14 protein-coding genes are annotated in these 15,644 nt (G+C 70.5%); 8 read left to right on the forward strand and 6 right to left on the reverse strand.

Features of this window, described 5'->3' with window-relative positions:
• Window positions 1–39: 39 nt before the first annotated feature.
• Window positions 40–798, forward strand: a complete 759-nt coding sequence (locus FV218_RS01025) for a TetR/AcrR family transcriptional regulator (RefSeq protein ID WP_246684933.1) — start codon at window positions 40–42, stop codon at window positions 796–798.
• Window positions 799–854: 56 nt separating this feature from the next.
• On the opposite strand, the gene FV218_RS01030 is transcribed toward FV218_RS01025, so the two are convergent.
• From FV218_RS01030 to FV218_RS01050, 5 genes are all read right to left on the reverse strand, one after another.
• Window positions 855–1,577 (reverse strand): DUF4142 domain-containing protein, encoded by a 723-nt coding sequence (locus FV218_RS01030; protein ID WP_147708378.1) that lies wholly within the window; start codon window positions 1,575–1,577, stop codon window positions 855–857.
• A 285-nt stretch (window positions 1,578–1,862) separates the two neighbouring features.
• Window positions 1,863–4,931, reverse strand: a complete 3,069-nt coding sequence (gene polA / locus FV218_RS01035; protein ID WP_187272931.1) for a DNA polymerase I — start codon at window positions 4,929–4,931, stop codon at window positions 1,863–1,865.
• A 49-nt stretch (window positions 4,932–4,980) separates the two neighbouring features.
• On the reverse strand, window positions 4,981–5,340 hold the full coding sequence (locus FV218_RS01040; RefSeq protein ID WP_147708380.1) for a HepT-like ribonuclease domain-containing protein: 360 nt from the start codon (window positions 5,338–5,340) through the stop codon (window positions 4,981–4,983).
• Window positions 5,321–5,617, reverse strand: coding sequence for a nucleotidyltransferase domain-containing protein (locus FV218_RS01045; protein WP_056088651.1), 297 nt, complete (start codon window positions 5,615–5,617; stop codon window positions 5,321–5,323). Before FV218_RS01045 ends, FV218_RS01040 begins: the two co-directional genes overlap by 20 nt.
• 40 nt (window positions 5,618–5,657) lie before the next feature.
• A complete protein-coding gene (locus tag FV218_RS01050) occupies window positions 5,658–6,845 on the reverse strand; it encodes a YihY/virulence factor BrkB family protein (RefSeq protein ID WP_246684934.1) in 1,188 nt (395 codons plus the stop codon).
• Window positions 6,846–7,146: 301 nt separating this feature from the next.
• On the opposite strand from FV218_RS01050, the gene ybaL reads away from it, so the two are divergent.
• The 7 genes from ybaL (at window position 7,147) to FV218_RS01085 (ending at window position 15,038) form a co-directional block, all read left to right on the forward strand.
• Entirely contained in the window at window positions 7,147–8,967 is a 1,821-nt protein-coding gene (gene ybaL / locus FV218_RS01055) for a YbaL family putative K(+) efflux transporter (protein WP_056088658.1), read from the forward strand.
• Window positions 8,968–9,425: 458 nt separating this feature from the next.
• A complete protein-coding gene (locus FV218_RS22585) occupies window positions 9,426–9,758 on the forward strand; it encodes a hypothetical protein (RefSeq protein ID WP_187272927.1) in 333 nt (110 codons plus the stop codon).
• 45 nt (window positions 9,759–9,803) lie between these two features.
• On the forward strand, window positions 9,804–10,838 hold the full coding sequence (locus FV218_RS01065; RefSeq protein WP_147708381.1) for a cysteine synthase A: 1,035 nt from the start codon (window positions 9,804–9,806) through the stop codon (window positions 10,836–10,838).
• A 75-nt stretch (window positions 10,839–10,913) separates the two neighbouring features.
• On the forward strand, window positions 10,914–11,798 hold the full coding sequence (locus FV218_RS01070) for a polysaccharide deacetylase family protein (RefSeq protein WP_147708382.1): 885 nt from the start codon (window positions 10,914–10,916) through the stop codon (window positions 11,796–11,798).
• Window positions 11,799–12,047: 249 nt separating this feature from the next.
• On the forward strand, window positions 12,048–12,974 hold the full coding sequence (locus FV218_RS01075) for an aldo/keto reductase (RefSeq protein WP_147708383.1): 927 nt from the start codon (window positions 12,048–12,050) through the stop codon (window positions 12,972–12,974).
• Entirely contained in the window at window positions 12,964–13,686 is a 723-nt protein-coding gene (locus FV218_RS01080; RefSeq protein ID WP_147708384.1) for an NADPH-dependent F420 reductase, read from the forward strand. The genes FV218_RS01075 and FV218_RS01080 overlap by 11 nt, the downstream gene beginning before the upstream one ends.
• Window positions 13,683–15,038, forward strand: coding sequence for an MFS transporter (locus FV218_RS01085; protein ID WP_147708385.1), 1,356 nt, complete (start codon window positions 13,683–13,685; stop codon window positions 15,036–15,038). The genes FV218_RS01080 and FV218_RS01085 overlap by 4 nt, the downstream gene beginning before the upstream one ends.
• A 92-nt stretch (window positions 15,039–15,130) precedes the next feature.
• On the opposite strand, the gene FV218_RS01090 is transcribed toward FV218_RS01085, so the two are convergent.
• Window positions 15,131–15,475 carry a winged helix-turn-helix domain-containing protein gene (locus FV218_RS01090; protein ID WP_147708386.1) on the reverse strand — a complete coding sequence of 115 codons (345 nt, stop codon included), beginning with the start codon at window positions 15,473–15,475 and terminating at the stop codon, window positions 15,131–15,133.
• Window positions 15,476–15,644: the final 169 nt, after the last annotated feature.

The raw sequence follows: 15,644 nt of genomic DNA on the forward strand, positions 1-15,644 counted from the left end.
TGGCGACACCGACGAGGATCGTACCCCAAGGACCGCCCCATGCCCTCTGCCAACAAGCCTTCCGCGAGCCCTTCGACCGGAACGGACGTCGCGGTGGCGACGCCGAAACCCTCGCCCCGCGAGGCCGCCGTCGAGGCGCTGATGCGGCTCGCCGCCGAGCAGCCCTGGAACGACATCGAGGTCGGCGACATCGCCCGGGAGGCCGGCCTGAGCCTCGCCGAATTCCGCGACCTGTTTCCGTCGAAGGGCGCGGTCCTGGGCGGCCTCGCCCGGATCATCGACCGCACGGTGCTGGACGGCGACGCGACGGATCTCGCCGAGGAGCCGACCCGCGAGCGCCTGTTCGACGTGCTCATGCGCCGCCTCGACGCGATGACCCCCTACAAGGATGCCCTGCGGCGCATCTCCTATGCCCTGCGCGGCGATCCGCTCTCGCTCCTGGCCCTCAACGGGGTCGCCCTCAACTCCCACCGCTTCATGCTGGCGGCGGCCGGCATCAACACCGAGGGGCCCCTCGGGCGCCTCAAGCTCCAGGGCGTGGTCGTCGCCTTCGCCCGCACCGTCGAGGTCTGGCTCGACGACGAAGACCCGGCGCTGGCCCGCACCATGGCGAAGCTCGACAAGGAGATCCGCAACGGCGAGCGCTTCATGGAGCGCGCCGACGATGCCCGCCGCCTCACCGCACCGTTCCGGGCCCTCGGCCGTTCGCTCCTCGATCGCGGGTCGCGCCGGCGGAGCGACACCCGCAACGAGGACGAGGGCAATCCCCTCGGCGGCGACCCCGCCGCGGCCATCTAAAACGAGAAAGGGCCGCCCCATCGGGGCGGCCCTTCCGTCAGGCGATGGCGTGCGGATCAGCCGCCGATGCGGTCGGCGAGGACGGCCGAGTGGCCGTGCTGGTTGGCGATGTAGGGCAGTGCCTGGTTGGCGAACTCGCGACCCTGGGCGCTGTCGCCGTTGCGCGAATAGGCCTCGTAAAGGCCGAGGGTCCGGGCATCCGAGCGGGCCTGCTGGCGGGCGTAGGTGCGGTCGAACTCGCGGGCGCTGCGGGCGTTCTTGAGGCTGTCGATGCGGGCCTGACCCTCGGGGCCGATGGCGACGCGGCGGCCGGGCTCACCGGGGCTGTTGTCGACGAGGCCGACGCCGCCGAGGACGCCGCCGACGATCTTCTGGGCGATGCCGGCCGAGATGGTCACCGGGGCGAGCACGACGCCGACGGGGTTGTCGAAGCGGGTCTCGAAGGGCTGGCTGTCGGAGACGACGGTGCCGCCGGCGGTGAGCGAGGTGCCCTCGGGCAGCAAGGCCTTGGTGGTGGCCTCACGCTCGACCAGCACGTTCTTGGCGTAGTTGCGCACGTTCGGGTTGCGCGAGCGCTCCAGGGCGATGCGGCTCGACTCGATGCTGACGGCGTCGGACTTCAGGGCGGCGGAGCGGAAAGCCGAGGTGTCGCGGGCCTCGACGGAGTTGCCGTCGTATTGCGGCGCCACGCGGAACGACAGGGGCTCCTGGGCCAGCGCCGGGGTCGCGAGGGCGGCCACGGAGAAGCCGAGGGTGGCGAGAAGCTTGGTGTTGATCATGGCGGAAAATGTCCTCACGCGCCTTGATGGCGCTTGTGGTGATGGAACGTGTCGTCCGCCGGCAACGCGTTCTTAACGGGGGTGTTCCCGCAGGGGGTGCATGGCTGTGCTGCAGCGCACCAAGCTTTACCTTGCGCGGGCACGCTCCATCACGCGCCAATGCAGATGTGCAACGCGCACGGCACGCTCGGCCACAGGCCCTCTGCCCCCCTCTGGTAGTGACCCGTCACGGAACACGCTTCCCGATCGGCGCCAACCGGAAATTCGACGGTCGTTTGCGACGGCTCAGTGCGCCTCCTCCCAATTCAACGCCGCCCGCGCCTCCACCACCAGCGGCACCCGCAGCGTCAAAGCCGGCGCCGGCGCCTCGACCATGATCCGCGAAATCACCGGCAGGGCTTTGGCGACCTCGTCCTCCGGCGCCTCGAACACGAGCTCGTCGTGCACCTGCAGCAGCATGCGCACGTTGAGCTTTTCCGCCTTCAGGGCGTCCTCCATGCGGATCATCGCCCGGCGGATGATGTCGGCGGCCGAGCCCTGGATCGGGGCGTTGATGGCCTGGCGCTCGACGCTCGCCCGCTCGTTGGGGTTGTTGGAGCGGATCTGGGGGTAGTGGCACACCCGGCCGAACAGGGTGGTGACGTAGCCGAGGTCGCGGCACAGGCGTTTGGTGTCGTCGATATAGGCGCGGATGCCGGGAAAGCGCTCGAAGTACTGTTTGATGAAGGCGCCCGCCTCCTCGCGGCCGATGCCGAGGCGGTCGGCCAGCCCGAAGGCCGAGATGCCGTAGATGATGCCGAAGTTGATGGTCTTGGCGCGGCGCCGCAGGTCCGGCGTCATCTCCGTCAGGGGCACGCCGAACATGGCGCTGGCGGTGGCCGCGTGGATGTCGACGCCGTCCGCGAAGGCCTGGCGCAGCTGCGGGATGTCGGCGATGTGGGCGAGCAGCCGGAGTTCGATCTGGCTGTAATCCGCCGAGATCAGGCGGTTGCCCTCGGCCGCCACGAAGGCGCGGCGGATGCGCCGGCCCTCTTCCGTGCGGATCGGGATGTTCTGCAGGTTCGGGTCCGAGGAGGACAGCCGGCCCGTGGTGGTGGCGGCGAGCGAGAACGAGGTGTGGACCCGGTCGGTTTCGCGGTCGGCGTGCTGCTGCAGCGAATCCGTGTAGGTGGATTTCAGCTTGGCGAGCTGGCGCCACTCCAGGATCTTCTTCGGCAGTTCGTGGCCGGCCTGAGCGAGTTCCTCCAACAGGGTCGCGGGCGTCGCCCACTGGCCGGACGGCGTCTTCTTGGCGCCGGGCAGGCCCATCTTGCCGAACAGGATGTCGCCGATCTGCTTCGGGGACGACACCTGGAATTTCTCGCCGGCATCCTCCTGAATCTCCTCCTCCAGGCGCACCAAAATTTGCGAAAAGTCGCCGGACAGGCGGCTCAGCATGTTCCGGTCGACGCGGATGCCCTGCGCTTCCATGCGGGCGACCACCGCCACCAGGGGGCGCTCCAGGGTCTCGTAGACGGTGACGCGCTTCTCGGCGACGAGGCGCGGCTTCATCATCCGCCACAGGCGCAGGGTGACGTCGGCGTCCTCGGCCGCGTAGGCCGTGGCCCGGTCCAGGGGCACCCGGTCGAAGGTGGTCTTGGCCTTGCCCGTCCCGGCCACGTCCGCGAAGGTGATGGGCTGATGGCCGAGATGGCGGCGGGCGAGTTCGTCCATGCCGTGGCCGCCCTTGCCGGCATCGAGCACGTAGGAGATCAGCATGGTGTCGTCGAACGGCGCCACGTCGATGCCGTAGCGGGTCAGCACGGCGAGATCGTATTTCAGGTTCTGGCCGACCTTGAGCACGCCCGGATTCTCGAGGAGCGGCTTCAGGCGGGCGATCACCACCTTCGCGTCGATCTGGCCGGCGGCCGGCTGGAACACGTCCGACGCCGCCTTGGCGTCGCCGAACAGGTCGCCCTCCGTCGCCTGCACGGGGTCGAGGTGGCGCAGGGGGATGTAGGCCGCGCGCCCCGGCGCGACGCAGAGCGAGATGCCGACGAGGTTGGAATTGATGGCGTCGAGGGCGTCGGTCTCCGTATCGACGGCGACCACGCCCGCCTCCTCGGCCTCGGCGATCCAGGCGTCGAGTTGCTCGACGAGGCCGATGGTCTCGTAGGCCGCCGTATCGAACGGCTTGACGGACTCGGCGGCGCGGGCCGCCACGAGGTCGGCGGGCGTCGCCTCGGACGACCGGCGGGCTTTCGGCGCGGCGTCGGGCAAGCCGAACTCGGCGAAGGGATCGACCTCTTGCCCGTCTCCGGGCGGCAGCGGCACGGGATCGCCGAGGGCTTGCGCCGCGAACGGCGCGTCCTCGGCCTCGGCACGCTGGGGCAGCAGGGCTGGATCGGGCTGCACCGCCTCGGGGTCGACGTGCAGCATCGCGGCGATGCGCCGCGTCAGGGTGTTGAACTCCATGGCCTTGAGGAAGCCGACGAGTTTTTGCGGATCGGGCTTCGGCAGGCGCAGATCGTCGAGGGGCACGGGCACCGGCACGTTCTCTTCGAGCGCCACGAGACGCCGCGAGAGCCGGGCCTGATCGATGCTGGCGAGCAGGGTCTCGCGGCGCTTGGGCTGCTTGATCTCGCCGGCCCGGTCCAGGAGGGCGTCGAGGCTGCCGTATTCCTTGATCAGCGCCGCCGCCGTCTTCAGGCCGATGCCGGGGACGCCCGGCACGTTGTCGGAGGTGTCGCCGATGAGGGCCAGGGCGTCGCCGATCTGCTCGGGGGTCAGCCCCTCCCACTTGGCGATGATGGCGTCGCGGTCGAGGTTGCGCTCGGGCCGGTGGCCGGCCTTGCCCTTGGTGCCGGATTCGAAGTCGTAGAACCGCACCAGGGGGCCGACGAGCTGCATCAGGTCCTTGTCGGACGAGACGATGATGACCCCGGCGCCCCGCGCCTCGGCCTGGCGCGAATAGGTGGCGATGAGGTCGTCGGCCTCGTAGCGGATGAGCTCGATGGGCTGGAGGCCGAAGGCGCGCACGGCATCGCGCATGAGCGGCATCTGGCGCTTGAGGTCGTCGGGCGCGTCCGGCCGGTGGCCCTTGTAGTCGGGGTAGAGCTCCTTGCGGAACGAGCCCTCGGACTTGTCGAACACGATGGCCAGATGCGTCGGCATCACGCCCGCCGCCCCCTCCTGCACGAACTGGGCGATCTTGGTGCAGAACAGCCGCACGGCCCCCGTGGGCAGGCCGTCCGAGGGGCGGGTGTTGTACTTCTGGTCCTGGTTGATCGACTGGAAGTACGCGCGGAAGATGAACGACGAGCCATCGACGAGGATGATCTGATCGCCGGGGCCGACGGGAGCGGAAGCGGGCATCGTCATCGCGCGGCGGGGTCTCGCAAAGAGGGGCTCGGGGCGGCCGCGCTCACGGGGCCTGCGGTCGGCTCAGTTCAACGCGGCAGACCGCGGTGATCGGGTTCAACTGGTCGTGGACGGTCTTCCAGACGATGTCCAGGGACACCCGATGATAGGCATGTCGATAGGGGTTTCCGGCATGCGCGATGTCGCGCCAGGGGATGTCGGGGTGGCGCGCCTTGGTCTCGGCCGTAAGCCGCCGGCTCGCCTCCGAGATGATCTCGAGGCAGCGAACCACGGCATACTGCGTCAGCAGATCGGCCTCGAAGGCCGCGAACGTCAGGCCGGCGGTGAAGCGCAGGGCCGCCTCGGCGTTGGTGACGATATCCTCACACGCGTCGTATTCGCGGTCAGAAGACAGGGATGGCATCGCGCTCGATCCGTGTCCTGACCCGGTCCTTCAGAGTTTTGCGATTGGCGACATCGACCGACACGGGAAACAGGTCCGCGATGAAGTGGCAGAGGCCGACATAGGCGTAGACATCGAGCTTCAGGGCCTCGTCGAGGTCGATCACGATGTCGACGTCGCTGTCCGCATGCGCCTCGCCCCGCGCCGTCGAGCCGAACAAGGCGGCATGCCGGATTCCACGCGCCCGCAACGCACCCTCGTGGGCGCGCAAAATCTCGATGGCGGCCTCGCGTTCCATGGGCGGACCGTATCAGAACGCCCACGGTCGCTGAAGGCCCTCAGCCCGCCGCCCCCACCGTGTCGGCCATCCGGGCGTCGCGGGTGCCCAACGGCTGTTCGGGGCCGCGGGTGGTGTCGACCTCGGTCTGGTGCTCCATCTCGGCGTTGATCTCGGCGCCGACCAGCACGATGGTGGTGGAGATCCAGATCCAGGTCATGAAGCCGATGGCGGCGCCGAGGGACCCGTAGGTCTCGTTGTACTTGCCGAAATTGGCGACGTACCACGAGAACCCAAGCGAGGTCGCGAGCCAGGCGATGCCGGCGATGGCGCTGCCCCAGGTCACCCAGCGCCAGCGCGGCGCGTCCCGGCTCGGGCCGTAACGGTAGAGTAGAGCGAGGCCGCCCAGCACCGCGAGGAGCAGTACCGGCCAGCGCAGGAGGGCGATGTACCAAGCCTCGGTGCTCAGGCCGACGATGCCGATCACCGCCGGGACGACGACGATTCCCACCAGAGCCAGGACCACAAACAGCAGGGCGCCGGCGGTGAAGGCCAGCGAGCGCAGGTTGAGCCAGACGAAGTTGCGGGTCTCGCGTTCCTCGTAGACGACGTTGAGGGCGGCAAACACCGCCTTCATGCCGCCGTTGGCGCTCCACAGCGACAGGGCGATGCCGGTGAAGAAGGTGAGGCCGAGGGTGGTGTCGCCCTTCTCGGCGATGCGCTTGACCTGATCGCCGACGATCTCGAGGGCGCCCGACGGCATGATGCCCTGGAGATTCTGGAGATGGTCGTTGATGGTGGCGACATCGGCGAACAGGCCGTAGCAGGAGACCAGGGCCGCCACCGCCGGGAAGATCGCGAGCAGCACGTAGAAGGTCACGCCCGCCGCCACCGACACGATGGCGTTCTCTGAGATGTCGTGGAACACCCGCAGGCCGATATCCTTCCAGCCCTTGGCGGGGATCTCGGAGGGTTTCGCCGCCTGCCGGCCGCGCTCCGGCTCGGCTCGGGCGACCGCCCTGGCGTCGCCGCCCGCGTGGGAGGGCGACGGCTCGCGAGTCGGGTCGCCCGGCAGGGCCGAACCGCTTGCGCGTGACGTCGCCGCCCCCTGTGTCGGCCCCTGCGAAGCGCCCCGGCGCGGCAGCACCACGAGGCCGACGAGGGCCGTCGCCAGGGCCAGGGTCCAGATCATTGTCGGGCCGGTCGACGCCGCATCGAGGGAGCTTTGGACGTCGTCGCGCTCGGCCATGCCAGTGTCCTTCCGGGCACCGACCAGACGTCGGCACGTTCCCCCTCGACAACAGCGTCGAAGTCACGGAAGTTTCACGCGAACGTGAATTCAAGATGCAGTTTCATGGCCTGCACGCCCAAGGTCCCCCCGAGGGTTCCGCCGGATTTCCCCACGCCGTGCCCGTAGGAGCCTGGAACAGCGCTTGCCCCTGGGGGCGACACGCGCCAAGGGGCAATAACACCCGGCGCATCAGCAGGCGCAGCAGAACGCCAGGGATGCGACCGGCAGCCCGATCCCATCGACAGGAGAGCCCTCCCCCGTGCCGCACGCGACCGAGCTGATCGCCATCATCGCCCTAGGCCTCGTGCTCGCCTTCATCTGCGGGATGGCGGCGCAGCGCCTGCGCCTGCCGCCCCTCGTCGGCTACCTCATGGCGGGCGTCCTCGTCGGCCCCTACACGCCGGGCTTCGTCGGCAACGGCCAGCTCGCCGGCCAGCTCGCCGAAATCGGCGTAATCCTGCTGATGTTCGGCGTCGGCCTGCACTTCTCCATCAAGGACCTGATGGCGGTGCGCACCATCGCCCTGCCGGGGGCCATCGTGCAGATCGCGGCGGCCACCGCCATGGGCGGCGGCCTCGCCTGGGCCTGGGGCTGGGGCGTCGGCGCCGGCCTCGTCTTCGGCCTCGCCCTGTCGGTGGCGAGCACCGTGGTGCTGCTGCGCGCCCTGGAGGAACGGCGGCTGCTCGACAGCGACAAGGGCCGCATCGCCGTGGGCTGGCTCATCGTCGAGGACCTCGCCATGGTGCTGGCCCTGGTGCTGCTGCCGGCCCTGGCTCCCTCGCTCGGCGGCGTCGGGGACGGCGTGGCGCACCATGCCGGTGACGGCAACATCTGGCTCACCCTCGTGCTGACCCTCGCCAAGGTCGCGGTCTTCGCCGTGGTGATGTTGGTCGGCGGGCGCCGCGTCGTGCCCTGGCTCCTCGATCAGGCGGCCCGCACGGGTTCGCGCGAGCTGTTCACCCTCGCGGTCCTGGCGCTGGCGCTCGGCATCGCCTTCGGCTCGGCGGAGCTGTTCGGCGTCTCGTTCGCGTTGGGCGCCTTCTTCGCCGGCATGGTGCTGGCCGAATCCGACCTCAGCCATCAGGCGGCCGCCGATTCCCTGCCCCTGCAGGACGCGTTCGCGGTCCTGTTCTTCGTCTCCGTGGGCATGCTGTTCGATCCCGGCATCCTCATCCGCGAGCCGCTCTCGGTGCTGGCCGTGCTGGGCGTGATCCTCATCGGCAAGTCAGTGGCGGCGGTGGCCATCGTGCTGGCGTTCCGGCATCCCCTCGGGACGGCGCTCACCATCGCGGCGAGTCTGGCCCAGATCGGCGAGTTCTCGTTCATCCTCGTCAGCCTCGGCCTGTCGCTGAAGCTCCTGCCGACGGAGGGGCGCGACCTGATCCTCGGCGGCGCGATCCTGTCCATCACCCTCAACCCGCTGTTCTTCGCCCTCACGGATTGGATCGGGCGGTCGGTGGCCGCCCGCCCGACCCTCGCCGCCCGCTTCGAACGGCGGGGCGTGGACGCCCTCGCCGCCAAGATGGAGGCAATCCCGAAGCGCGGCCACGCCATCGTCGTCGGCTACGGCCGCGTCGGCAGCACCATCGGCAAGGCCTTCGCCGCCTGGGACCTGCCCTACATCGTCATCGACCGCGACCGGCGCCGGGTGCTGGACCTGCGCAAGGACGGCATCGAGGCGGTGTTCGGCGACGCCACGGCACCCGGCATCCTGCACGCCGCCGATATCGAGGCGGCACGGATCATCGTCATCGCGACGCCGGAGCCGCACACGGCCCGCCGCCTCGTCGAGCTCGCCCGCGAGATGAGCCCGGGGATCGACACCCTGGTGCGGACCCACAGCGACACGGAGCGGCGCTACTTCGAGGAGCAGGGCGTCGGCCTCGTCCTCATGGCCGAGCGAGAGCTCGCCTTCGGCATGACCCTCTACGCCCTGCGCAGCCTCGGCCTGAAGGAGGGCGACGCCCGCATCTTCGTGGACAGCACCCGCGTGGAGAGCCGCTCGGCCCCCGCCGAAGCCGCCATCGACCACGGCGTCCCGGAACTCCGCCCGCACAAGGAGGATGCGGCCGAGGGGTGAGCGGGCGCTCCTGCCCTGCGCCGCGCGGGCAAGGCCTGCGCAGGCCCACCGGCGTCGCCCTCGCCGACGTCGACAACGAGCCCTGGACCGGCCCCGTCGCTCCGGGCCTCACGGTCATCGTGCAGCCCGTCGCCGAGATCGGTACCCGGGCCCCATGCTCCTGTTCGAACGGATCGCGGCGCCCCGCAGACCTGCCGCCTCGTCCGCCTGCGCCCACGAACTTTCACGCTGAGCGTGTCCGGGCGACGATCGCACCCCGGCGGCGGCGATCTTTGGAAGCACATCCTCAATCCGACTGACTAGGATCGCCGTATCGAAAAGGCCGGTGCCGTTTCGGTCGTGAGGGTCCCGTATCGTGACGATGTTCATTCCCGCTTCCACGAGATCACCCGTCCCATGCCCGGGCCCGGCCGGTGCGGACTCGGATTCGGAGAACTCGACAGGGAGGCCCGTCGGCCATGGGAAGCGACTATCCTGATCGCGAGGCGCGCACGCGCATCCTGGACTTCGGACGCCTCGAGCGAACCGGCGCGTCCCACCGCTCCGAGGGCGCGGGACCGCGGCGGCGCCGGGCCTATGCGCGGGCCGGATACTTCGCCGCCATTGAGGATGGGCTGATGCCCGACGAGATCCGGCAGATCCTGGCCGGGCGCACCCTGGTGGACGCCTTTCCGGTCTGGAACGGCGAGAGCCTCGCCGCCTACGCCGAACGGGCGGTGGCCGAAATGATGGTTGCCTACCTCGGCGAGGGCGGCGCACACTCGGCCCTCCTACGGGATGGACCGGCCTGAGGGCGCCGCCTCGCATCCGCAACGACAACACGGCTGACGCCCCGAATGACGCCCCACGACGATATCCTGTCCGCCATCGGCGGCACGCCGCTCGTCCGGCTGGCGCGCGCCTCGGACGAGACCGGCTGCACCATCCTGGGCAAGGCCGAGTTCCTGAATCCCGGCCTGTCGGTGAAGGACCGCGCCGCCCTGTCCATCGTGCGGGACGCGGAGGCGCGCGGCCTGATCCGGCCCGGCGGCACCATCGTCGAGGGCACCGCCGGCAACACCGGCATCGGCCTCGCCCTCGTCGCCGCCGTGCGCGGCTACCGCACGGTCATCGTCATCCCGGAGACCCAGTCGGCCGAGAAGAAGCAGACCCTGCGGCTGGCCGGCGCCCGCCTCGTCGAGGTGCCGGCGGTGCCGTTTTCCAATCCGAACAACTACGTCCACGCCGCGCGCCGCCTCGCCGCGGCGCTCAGTGCCACGGAGCCGGCGGGCGCCTTCTTCGCCGACCAGTTCGACAACGTCGCCAACCGGCGGGCCCATGTGGAGACCACCGGCCCGGAGATCTTCGCCGGCACGGGAGGCGCCGTCGACGGCTTCGTCTGCGCGGCGGGCACCGGGGGGACGCTGGCCGGGACGGCGGAAGCTCTGCGCGCCCTGAAGCCCGGCGTGCGGATCGCCCTGGCCGATCCCGACGGCTCGGCGCTCCACGCCTACTACACGGACGGGGCGCTCAAGGCCGAGGGCTCGTCGATCACCGAAGGCATCGGCCAGGGCCGGGTGACGCGCAACCTCGAAGGCTTCCGGCCCGACCATTCCTATCGCATTCCCGACGCCGAGGCCCTCGACCACGTCTTCGGCCTCATGCGCGACGAGGGCCTCAGCCTCGGCGGCTCGTCGGGGATCAACGTCGCGGGAGCGGTACGGCTCGCGCGCGAACTGGGGCCGGGCCACACCATCGTGACGATCCTGTGCGACGGGGCCGCCCGCTACGCCTCGAAGCTGTTCAACATCGCGTTCCTGCGCGAGCGCGGCCTGCCGGTCCCAGGCTGGCTCGAAGCGACGCCGGACGCGCTTCCCGAGTGGCGGGCCTGATCGCCGTGGAACCGCGGCCCGAAGCGGCCTATCTCGGCCGGGCGCGACATCCCGTCGAATTCGAGGGCATCAGGTATGGACACACCGACAGGCCACGGCCGCTACGGCTACAGCGCCCTGCCCGATCGGCCGGTCTACGATTGGCCCGGGGGCAAGCGCCTGGCCGTCTACGTCGCCCTCAACCTCGAGACCTTCGACTTCGGATCGGGACTCGGGGCCGAGCTCGCCCCCGGCGGGCCGCAGCCGGACGTGCTCAACTACGCCTGGCGCGACTGGGGCAACCGCGTCGGCGCGTGGCGGATGAAGGCCCTGTTCCACGCGCTCGCCCTGCCGGCGAGCGTGCTGGTCAACAGCCGGCTCTACGACGATTGCCCCGGCCTCATCGAGGCGTTCCGGGCGCGCGGCGACGAGATCGTCGGCCACGGCCGCACCAATGCCGAGCGCCAGGGCACCCTGGACGAGGCGGCCGAGCGGGCCCTCATCGCGGAGGCCACGCGGACCCTGGCCCGGCACGAGGGCAGGCCGCCCGCCGGCTGGCTCGGCCCGTGGATCTCGCAGTCGCCGGTCACGCCCGATCTCCTGGCAGAGGCCGGCTACCGCTACCTCCTCGACTGGGCACACGACGACCAGCCGGTCTGGTTCGCGACGCGCGGGGGCGGGCGCATCCTATCGGTGCCGTACCCGCAGGAACTGAACGACATCCCGGCCATCGTCGCCCGCAAGGACACCGGGCGCCAGTTCGCCGAAGCCATCGTCGACGGTTTCGACGCGATGCTCGAGCAGTCCCGGACCGCGCCCCTGGTCATGGGCATCGCGCTCCATCCCTACATCGTCGGCCAGCCCCATCGTCTCAAGCCCCTGCGCACGGCCCTGGAGCACATCGCCCGGCACCGGGACGACATCTGGCTCACCACCGCCGGGGCCATCGCCGATCACGTCGCTTCCCTGTCCGCGGCCTGAGGCCGGGAGGCGCCGGTCGGGGGATCGGCCGGCCTCGGCCGGCGCATCTTTCCGACCGCCTTTTTCACGTGAAATGGTTAGCGAGGCCTTCGCGCACCGGGCGGCCGCCGGCTCTTCGGCATCGGTCGCCTCGCGCGACCGGGTGCCGACAGGGGCCGGTCGCGGCCCGGCAGGCGCCCTGCACCATGTCGGAATTGGATGCGCGACCTAGATGGAGGGCACGCCACTCTCCGCAGGAGCCCCTGCCCGATGCACCCATCCCGACGCGCGATCCTCGCCGGCACCGGCCTTCTCCCCCTGGCGCCGCTCCTCGGCCCCGCTATCCGGCCCGCGCGGGCGGAGCCCGCCGGCCTGATCCGCCGGCCCATCCCGTCCTCCGGCGAGATGCTGCCCGTCCTCGGCATCGGCACCTCGCGCCGCTACGAGGTCGAGCCGACCGCGGAGAAGGTCGCCCCCCTGCGCGAGGCGGTGCGGCGGTTCGTGGCGCTCGGCGGCTCGGTGATCGACACGGCGCCGAGCTACGGCACGGCCGAGGACGTGCTCGGCCTCATCCTCCCGCAGGACGGCCTGCGCGAAAAGGTGTTCCTGTGCAGCAAGGTCGGCACGCCCGGCCGCGAAGCCGGCCTCGCCGAGATCGAACGCTCGTTCAAGCGCCTGAACACACCGGTGATCGACCTCGTCGCCGTCCACAACCTCATCGACCCGGCCTCGAACCTCGCGACCCTCCGGGACCTGAAGGCGCAAAAGCGTATCCGCTACGTCGGCGTCACCGTGTGGCGCGACAATCAGTTCGCCGACCTCGAAGCCGTGATGAAGCGCGAGACCCTCGATGTCATCCAGGTGAACTACGCCCTCGACGATCGACTGGCCGCCCAGCGCATCCTGCCGCTCGCCGCCGAGCGCGGTGTGGCCGTGATGGTCAACGTGCCGTTCGGGCGAGACCGCCTGTTCAAGGCCGTCCAGGGCCGCGACCTGCCGCCCTGGACCGCCGAGTTCGACTGCGCGAGCTGGCCGCAATTCTTCCTCAAATACGTCCTCGCCCACGAGGCCGTGACCTGCCCGATCCCCGGCATGGCCAAGGCGGCCTATGTCGAGGACAACCTCGGTGCCGCGCGCGGCCGGATGCCCGACGCCGCCCAGCGTGCCCGAATGGAGGCCTATGTCGATGCGCTCTGAGATCATGTCCCGCCGGGCGGCCCTCGCCCTCGCCACGTCCCTCGCCCTGAGCGGGCCCGCCTGGGCCCAGACCGCCCCGCCGCCGGCCCGCATCGGGATCGTCGGCGCTGGCAACATCGGCGGCACCCTCGGCGGCCTGTGGGCGAAGGCCGGCCACGAGGTCATGGTGTCCTCGCGCCACCCCGAGGAGCTGAAGGGCCTCGTCGAGAGCCTCGGCCCCAAGGCCCGCGCCGGCACCCCGGCCGAGGCCATCGCCTTCGGCGACGTCGTTCTGATCGCCGTGCCCTACAAGGCCTATCCGCAACTGAGCGCCGACCATGGCGCCGCCCTCCAGGGCAAGACCGTGATCGACGCCGGGAACGCCACCGAGGCCCGCGACGGTGCGGTCTACGCCGAGGTGAAGGAGAGCGGCATCGCGGCGGTCTCGGCCAAGTACCTGCGCGGTGCCCGGATCGTGCGCGCCTTCAACGCGGCGAACTACAAGGTGTTCGCCAAGAACAGCAACCGCGACGGCGCCCGCATGGCGATCCCCATGGCGGGGGACGACGCCGAGGCCCTGGCCACGGTCTCCAAGCTCGTCACGGATGCGGGCTTCGATCCGGTGATCGTCGGACCCCTCGCGAAAGCGGACGGCTTCGCCATGGGCTCGCCGGGCTTCGGCCACGACCTCACCGCCCCGGAATTGAGCACGCGCCTCGGGGTCACGCGTTGAGCAGCCCCGGCGGGGTCGATCCCGTCCCCGTCGATGGCGGGGGCCGGGCGACCCACTGGCTCGGGCGCCTCGTCGACGTCCGGCCCGGCGAGGTTCCGGCGCTGGCGTGGTCCTGGGCCTACATCTTCTCGATCCTGGCCGCCTACTACGTCCTGCGCCCGATCCGGGACCAGATGGGCATCGCCGGCGGCCTCGAGAACCTGCCCTGGCTGTTCACCGGTACGCTTGTGGGCATGCTCGCCCTCAACGTGCCCTTCGCCTGGTTGGTGAAGACCCTGCCGCGCGCCCGGTTCGTGCCCCTGACCTACCGGTTCTTCGCCGCCAACATCCTCCTGTTCGCCGCCGCCCTCTACCTCGCCGGCCCCGAGGGCGATGTCTGGATCGGGCGGGCGTTCTTCATCTGGCTGTCGATCTTCAACCTGTTCGTGGTCTCGGTGTTCTGGGCCACCATCGTCGACGTGTTCTCCACCGAGCAGGGCAAGCGCCTGTTCGGATTCATCGCCGCCGGGGCGACGCTCGGCGCCATCGCGGGCTCGGCCACCACGGCGATCCTCGCCCGCGACGTGCCGACCTGGGTGCTCCTCGTTGGTGCGGCCGTGCTGCTGGAGGTGGCGGTGTTCAGCATGCGCGGCCTCGCCCGCCTGTCGGACCGCCTGCACCAGCGCCCCGTGGCCGGGGACGCGGGCCCGGCCGATGCCATCGGCGGCAGTGCCTTCGCGGGCATCACCCGGACGTTCCGCTCGCCCTATCTCCTCAACATCGGCCTGTTCCTGCTGCTGTTCTCCGTGACCTCGACGTTCCTGTATTTCGAGCAGGCCGGCATCGCCAAGAAGAGCTTCCCCGATCGCGGCGCGCAGACGGCGTTCTTCGCCACCGTCGATCTCCTGGTCAACGGGTTGACGCTGGGCGTGCAGTTCTTCCTCACGGGGCGGATCGTCCGGCGCATCGGCGTCGGCCCGAGCCTCGCCCTCCTGCCGGCGGCCAGCATCCTCGGGTTCGCGGCCCTGGCCGTGTCGCCGACCATCACCGCCATCGTGGTGTTCCAGGTGCTGCGCCGGGCCGGCAACTTCGCCATTGCCCGGCCGATCCGCGAGGTCCTGTTCACCGTCGTGCCGCGCGAGGATCGCTACAAGGCCAAGAACTTCCTCGACACCGTGGTCTATCGCACCGGCGACCAGATCGGCGCCTGGTCGTTCGCCGGGATCGCGGCCCTCGGACTCGGCTCGACGGCCGTCGCCGTGACGGCGGTACCGCTCTCCATCGCATGGCTCGTCAACAGCCTCTGGCTCGGCCGCCGCCAGGAGGCGCGGCAACGGGAGAGCGAGGCGCAAGCCGAGGCATCGAGCCCGTAGCGGAACGGCCCGCTGCAACCGGAGGGATACGCGGCTCCACGGTCGGATAGGTCGCGGTGCGACCGGACCTCCGCCGCGACGCGGGCCGCGGGCTACGTCCCGTTCGCGGAGGGGGCCGAGAGCTTCGCCAGGAACGGCAGGGCCGATTCCTCCGCCGCACGCTCGATGGCGCGATAGTGGGCCACGACGTCGGCGCCGAACGGCGAAAGGCGCGCGCCGCCCCCGGACTTGCCGCCGATCTGTGCATCGACGACGGGCCTGCCGAAGCCCTTGTTCATCGCTTCGACCAGCATCCACGCGCGGCGATACGACATGCCGAGCGCCCGGCCCGCCGCCGAGATCGAACCATGCTCCGCGATCATCTCGAGCAGGTGCACCTTCCCGGGGCCGACCCGATGGTCGGGACCGAGATCGATGCGGATACTCAAGCGTGCCATCGACTCTCCTCGTGCGTCGGCGCACCGCTGTCCGGTGGCGCCCTCGCGCTTTCATCATGTCGCGATGCCGGGATGGGGTTGCGACCAGCCCGTCGCTTTATGGTCCGGACCATACGCCGCCGGGAATCGCCGGCCTGCGATCTCCATGACCGAACACGCCCGACCCCTG

It is taken from the genome of Methylobacterium sp. WL69 (genome assembly GCF_008039485.1).
Taxonomy (GTDB): Bacteria; Pseudomonadota; Alphaproteobacteria; order Rhizobiales; family Beijerinckiaceae; genus Methylobacterium.

What these genes read in the sequence shown, in the direction of transcription:
- FV218_RS01025 (WP_246684933.1), top strand. Translation starts at nt 40, where the DNA reads ATGCCCTCTGCCAACAAGCCTTCCGCGAGCCCTTCGACCGGAACGGAC.
- FV218_RS01030 (WP_147708378.1), bottom strand. Translation starts at nt 1,577, where the DNA reads ATGATCAACACCAAGCTTCTCGCCACCCTCGGCTTCTCCGTGGCCGCC.
- polA (WP_187272931.1), bottom strand. Translation starts at nt 4,931, where the DNA reads ATGCCCGCTTCCGCTCCCGTCGGCCCCGGCGATCAGATCATCCTCGTC.
- FV218_RS01040 (WP_147708380.1), bottom strand. Translation starts at nt 5,340, where the DNA reads ATGCCATCCCTGTCTTCTGACCGCGAATACGACGCGTGTGAGGATATC.
- FV218_RS01045 (WP_056088651.1), bottom strand. Translation starts at nt 5,617, where the DNA reads ATGGAACGCGAGGCCGCCATCGAGATTTTGCGCGCCCACGAGGGTGCG.
- FV218_RS01050 (WP_246684934.1), bottom strand. Translation starts at nt 6,845, where the DNA reads ATGGCCGAGCGCGACGACGTCCAAAGCTCCCTCGATGCGGCGTCGACC.
- FV218_RS22585 (WP_187272927.1), top strand. Translation starts at nt 9,426, where the DNA reads ATGGGAAGCGACTATCCTGATCGCGAGGCGCGCACGCGCATCCTGGAC.
- FV218_RS01065 (WP_147708381.1), top strand. Translation starts at nt 9,804, where the DNA reads ATGACGCCCCACGACGATATCCTGTCCGCCATCGGCGGCACGCCGCTC.
- FV218_RS01070 (WP_147708382.1), top strand. Translation starts at nt 10,914, where the DNA reads ATGGACACACCGACAGGCCACGGCCGCTACGGCTACAGCGCCCTGCCC.
- FV218_RS01075 (WP_147708383.1), top strand. Translation starts at nt 12,048, where the DNA reads ATGCACCCATCCCGACGCGCGATCCTCGCCGGCACCGGCCTTCTCCCC.
- FV218_RS01080 (WP_147708384.1), top strand. Translation starts at nt 12,964, where the DNA reads ATGCGCTCTGAGATCATGTCCCGCCGGGCGGCCCTCGCCCTCGCCACG.
- FV218_RS01090 (WP_147708386.1), bottom strand. Translation starts at nt 15,475, where the DNA reads ATGGCACGCTTGAGTATCCGCATCGATCTCGGTCCCGACCATCGGGTC.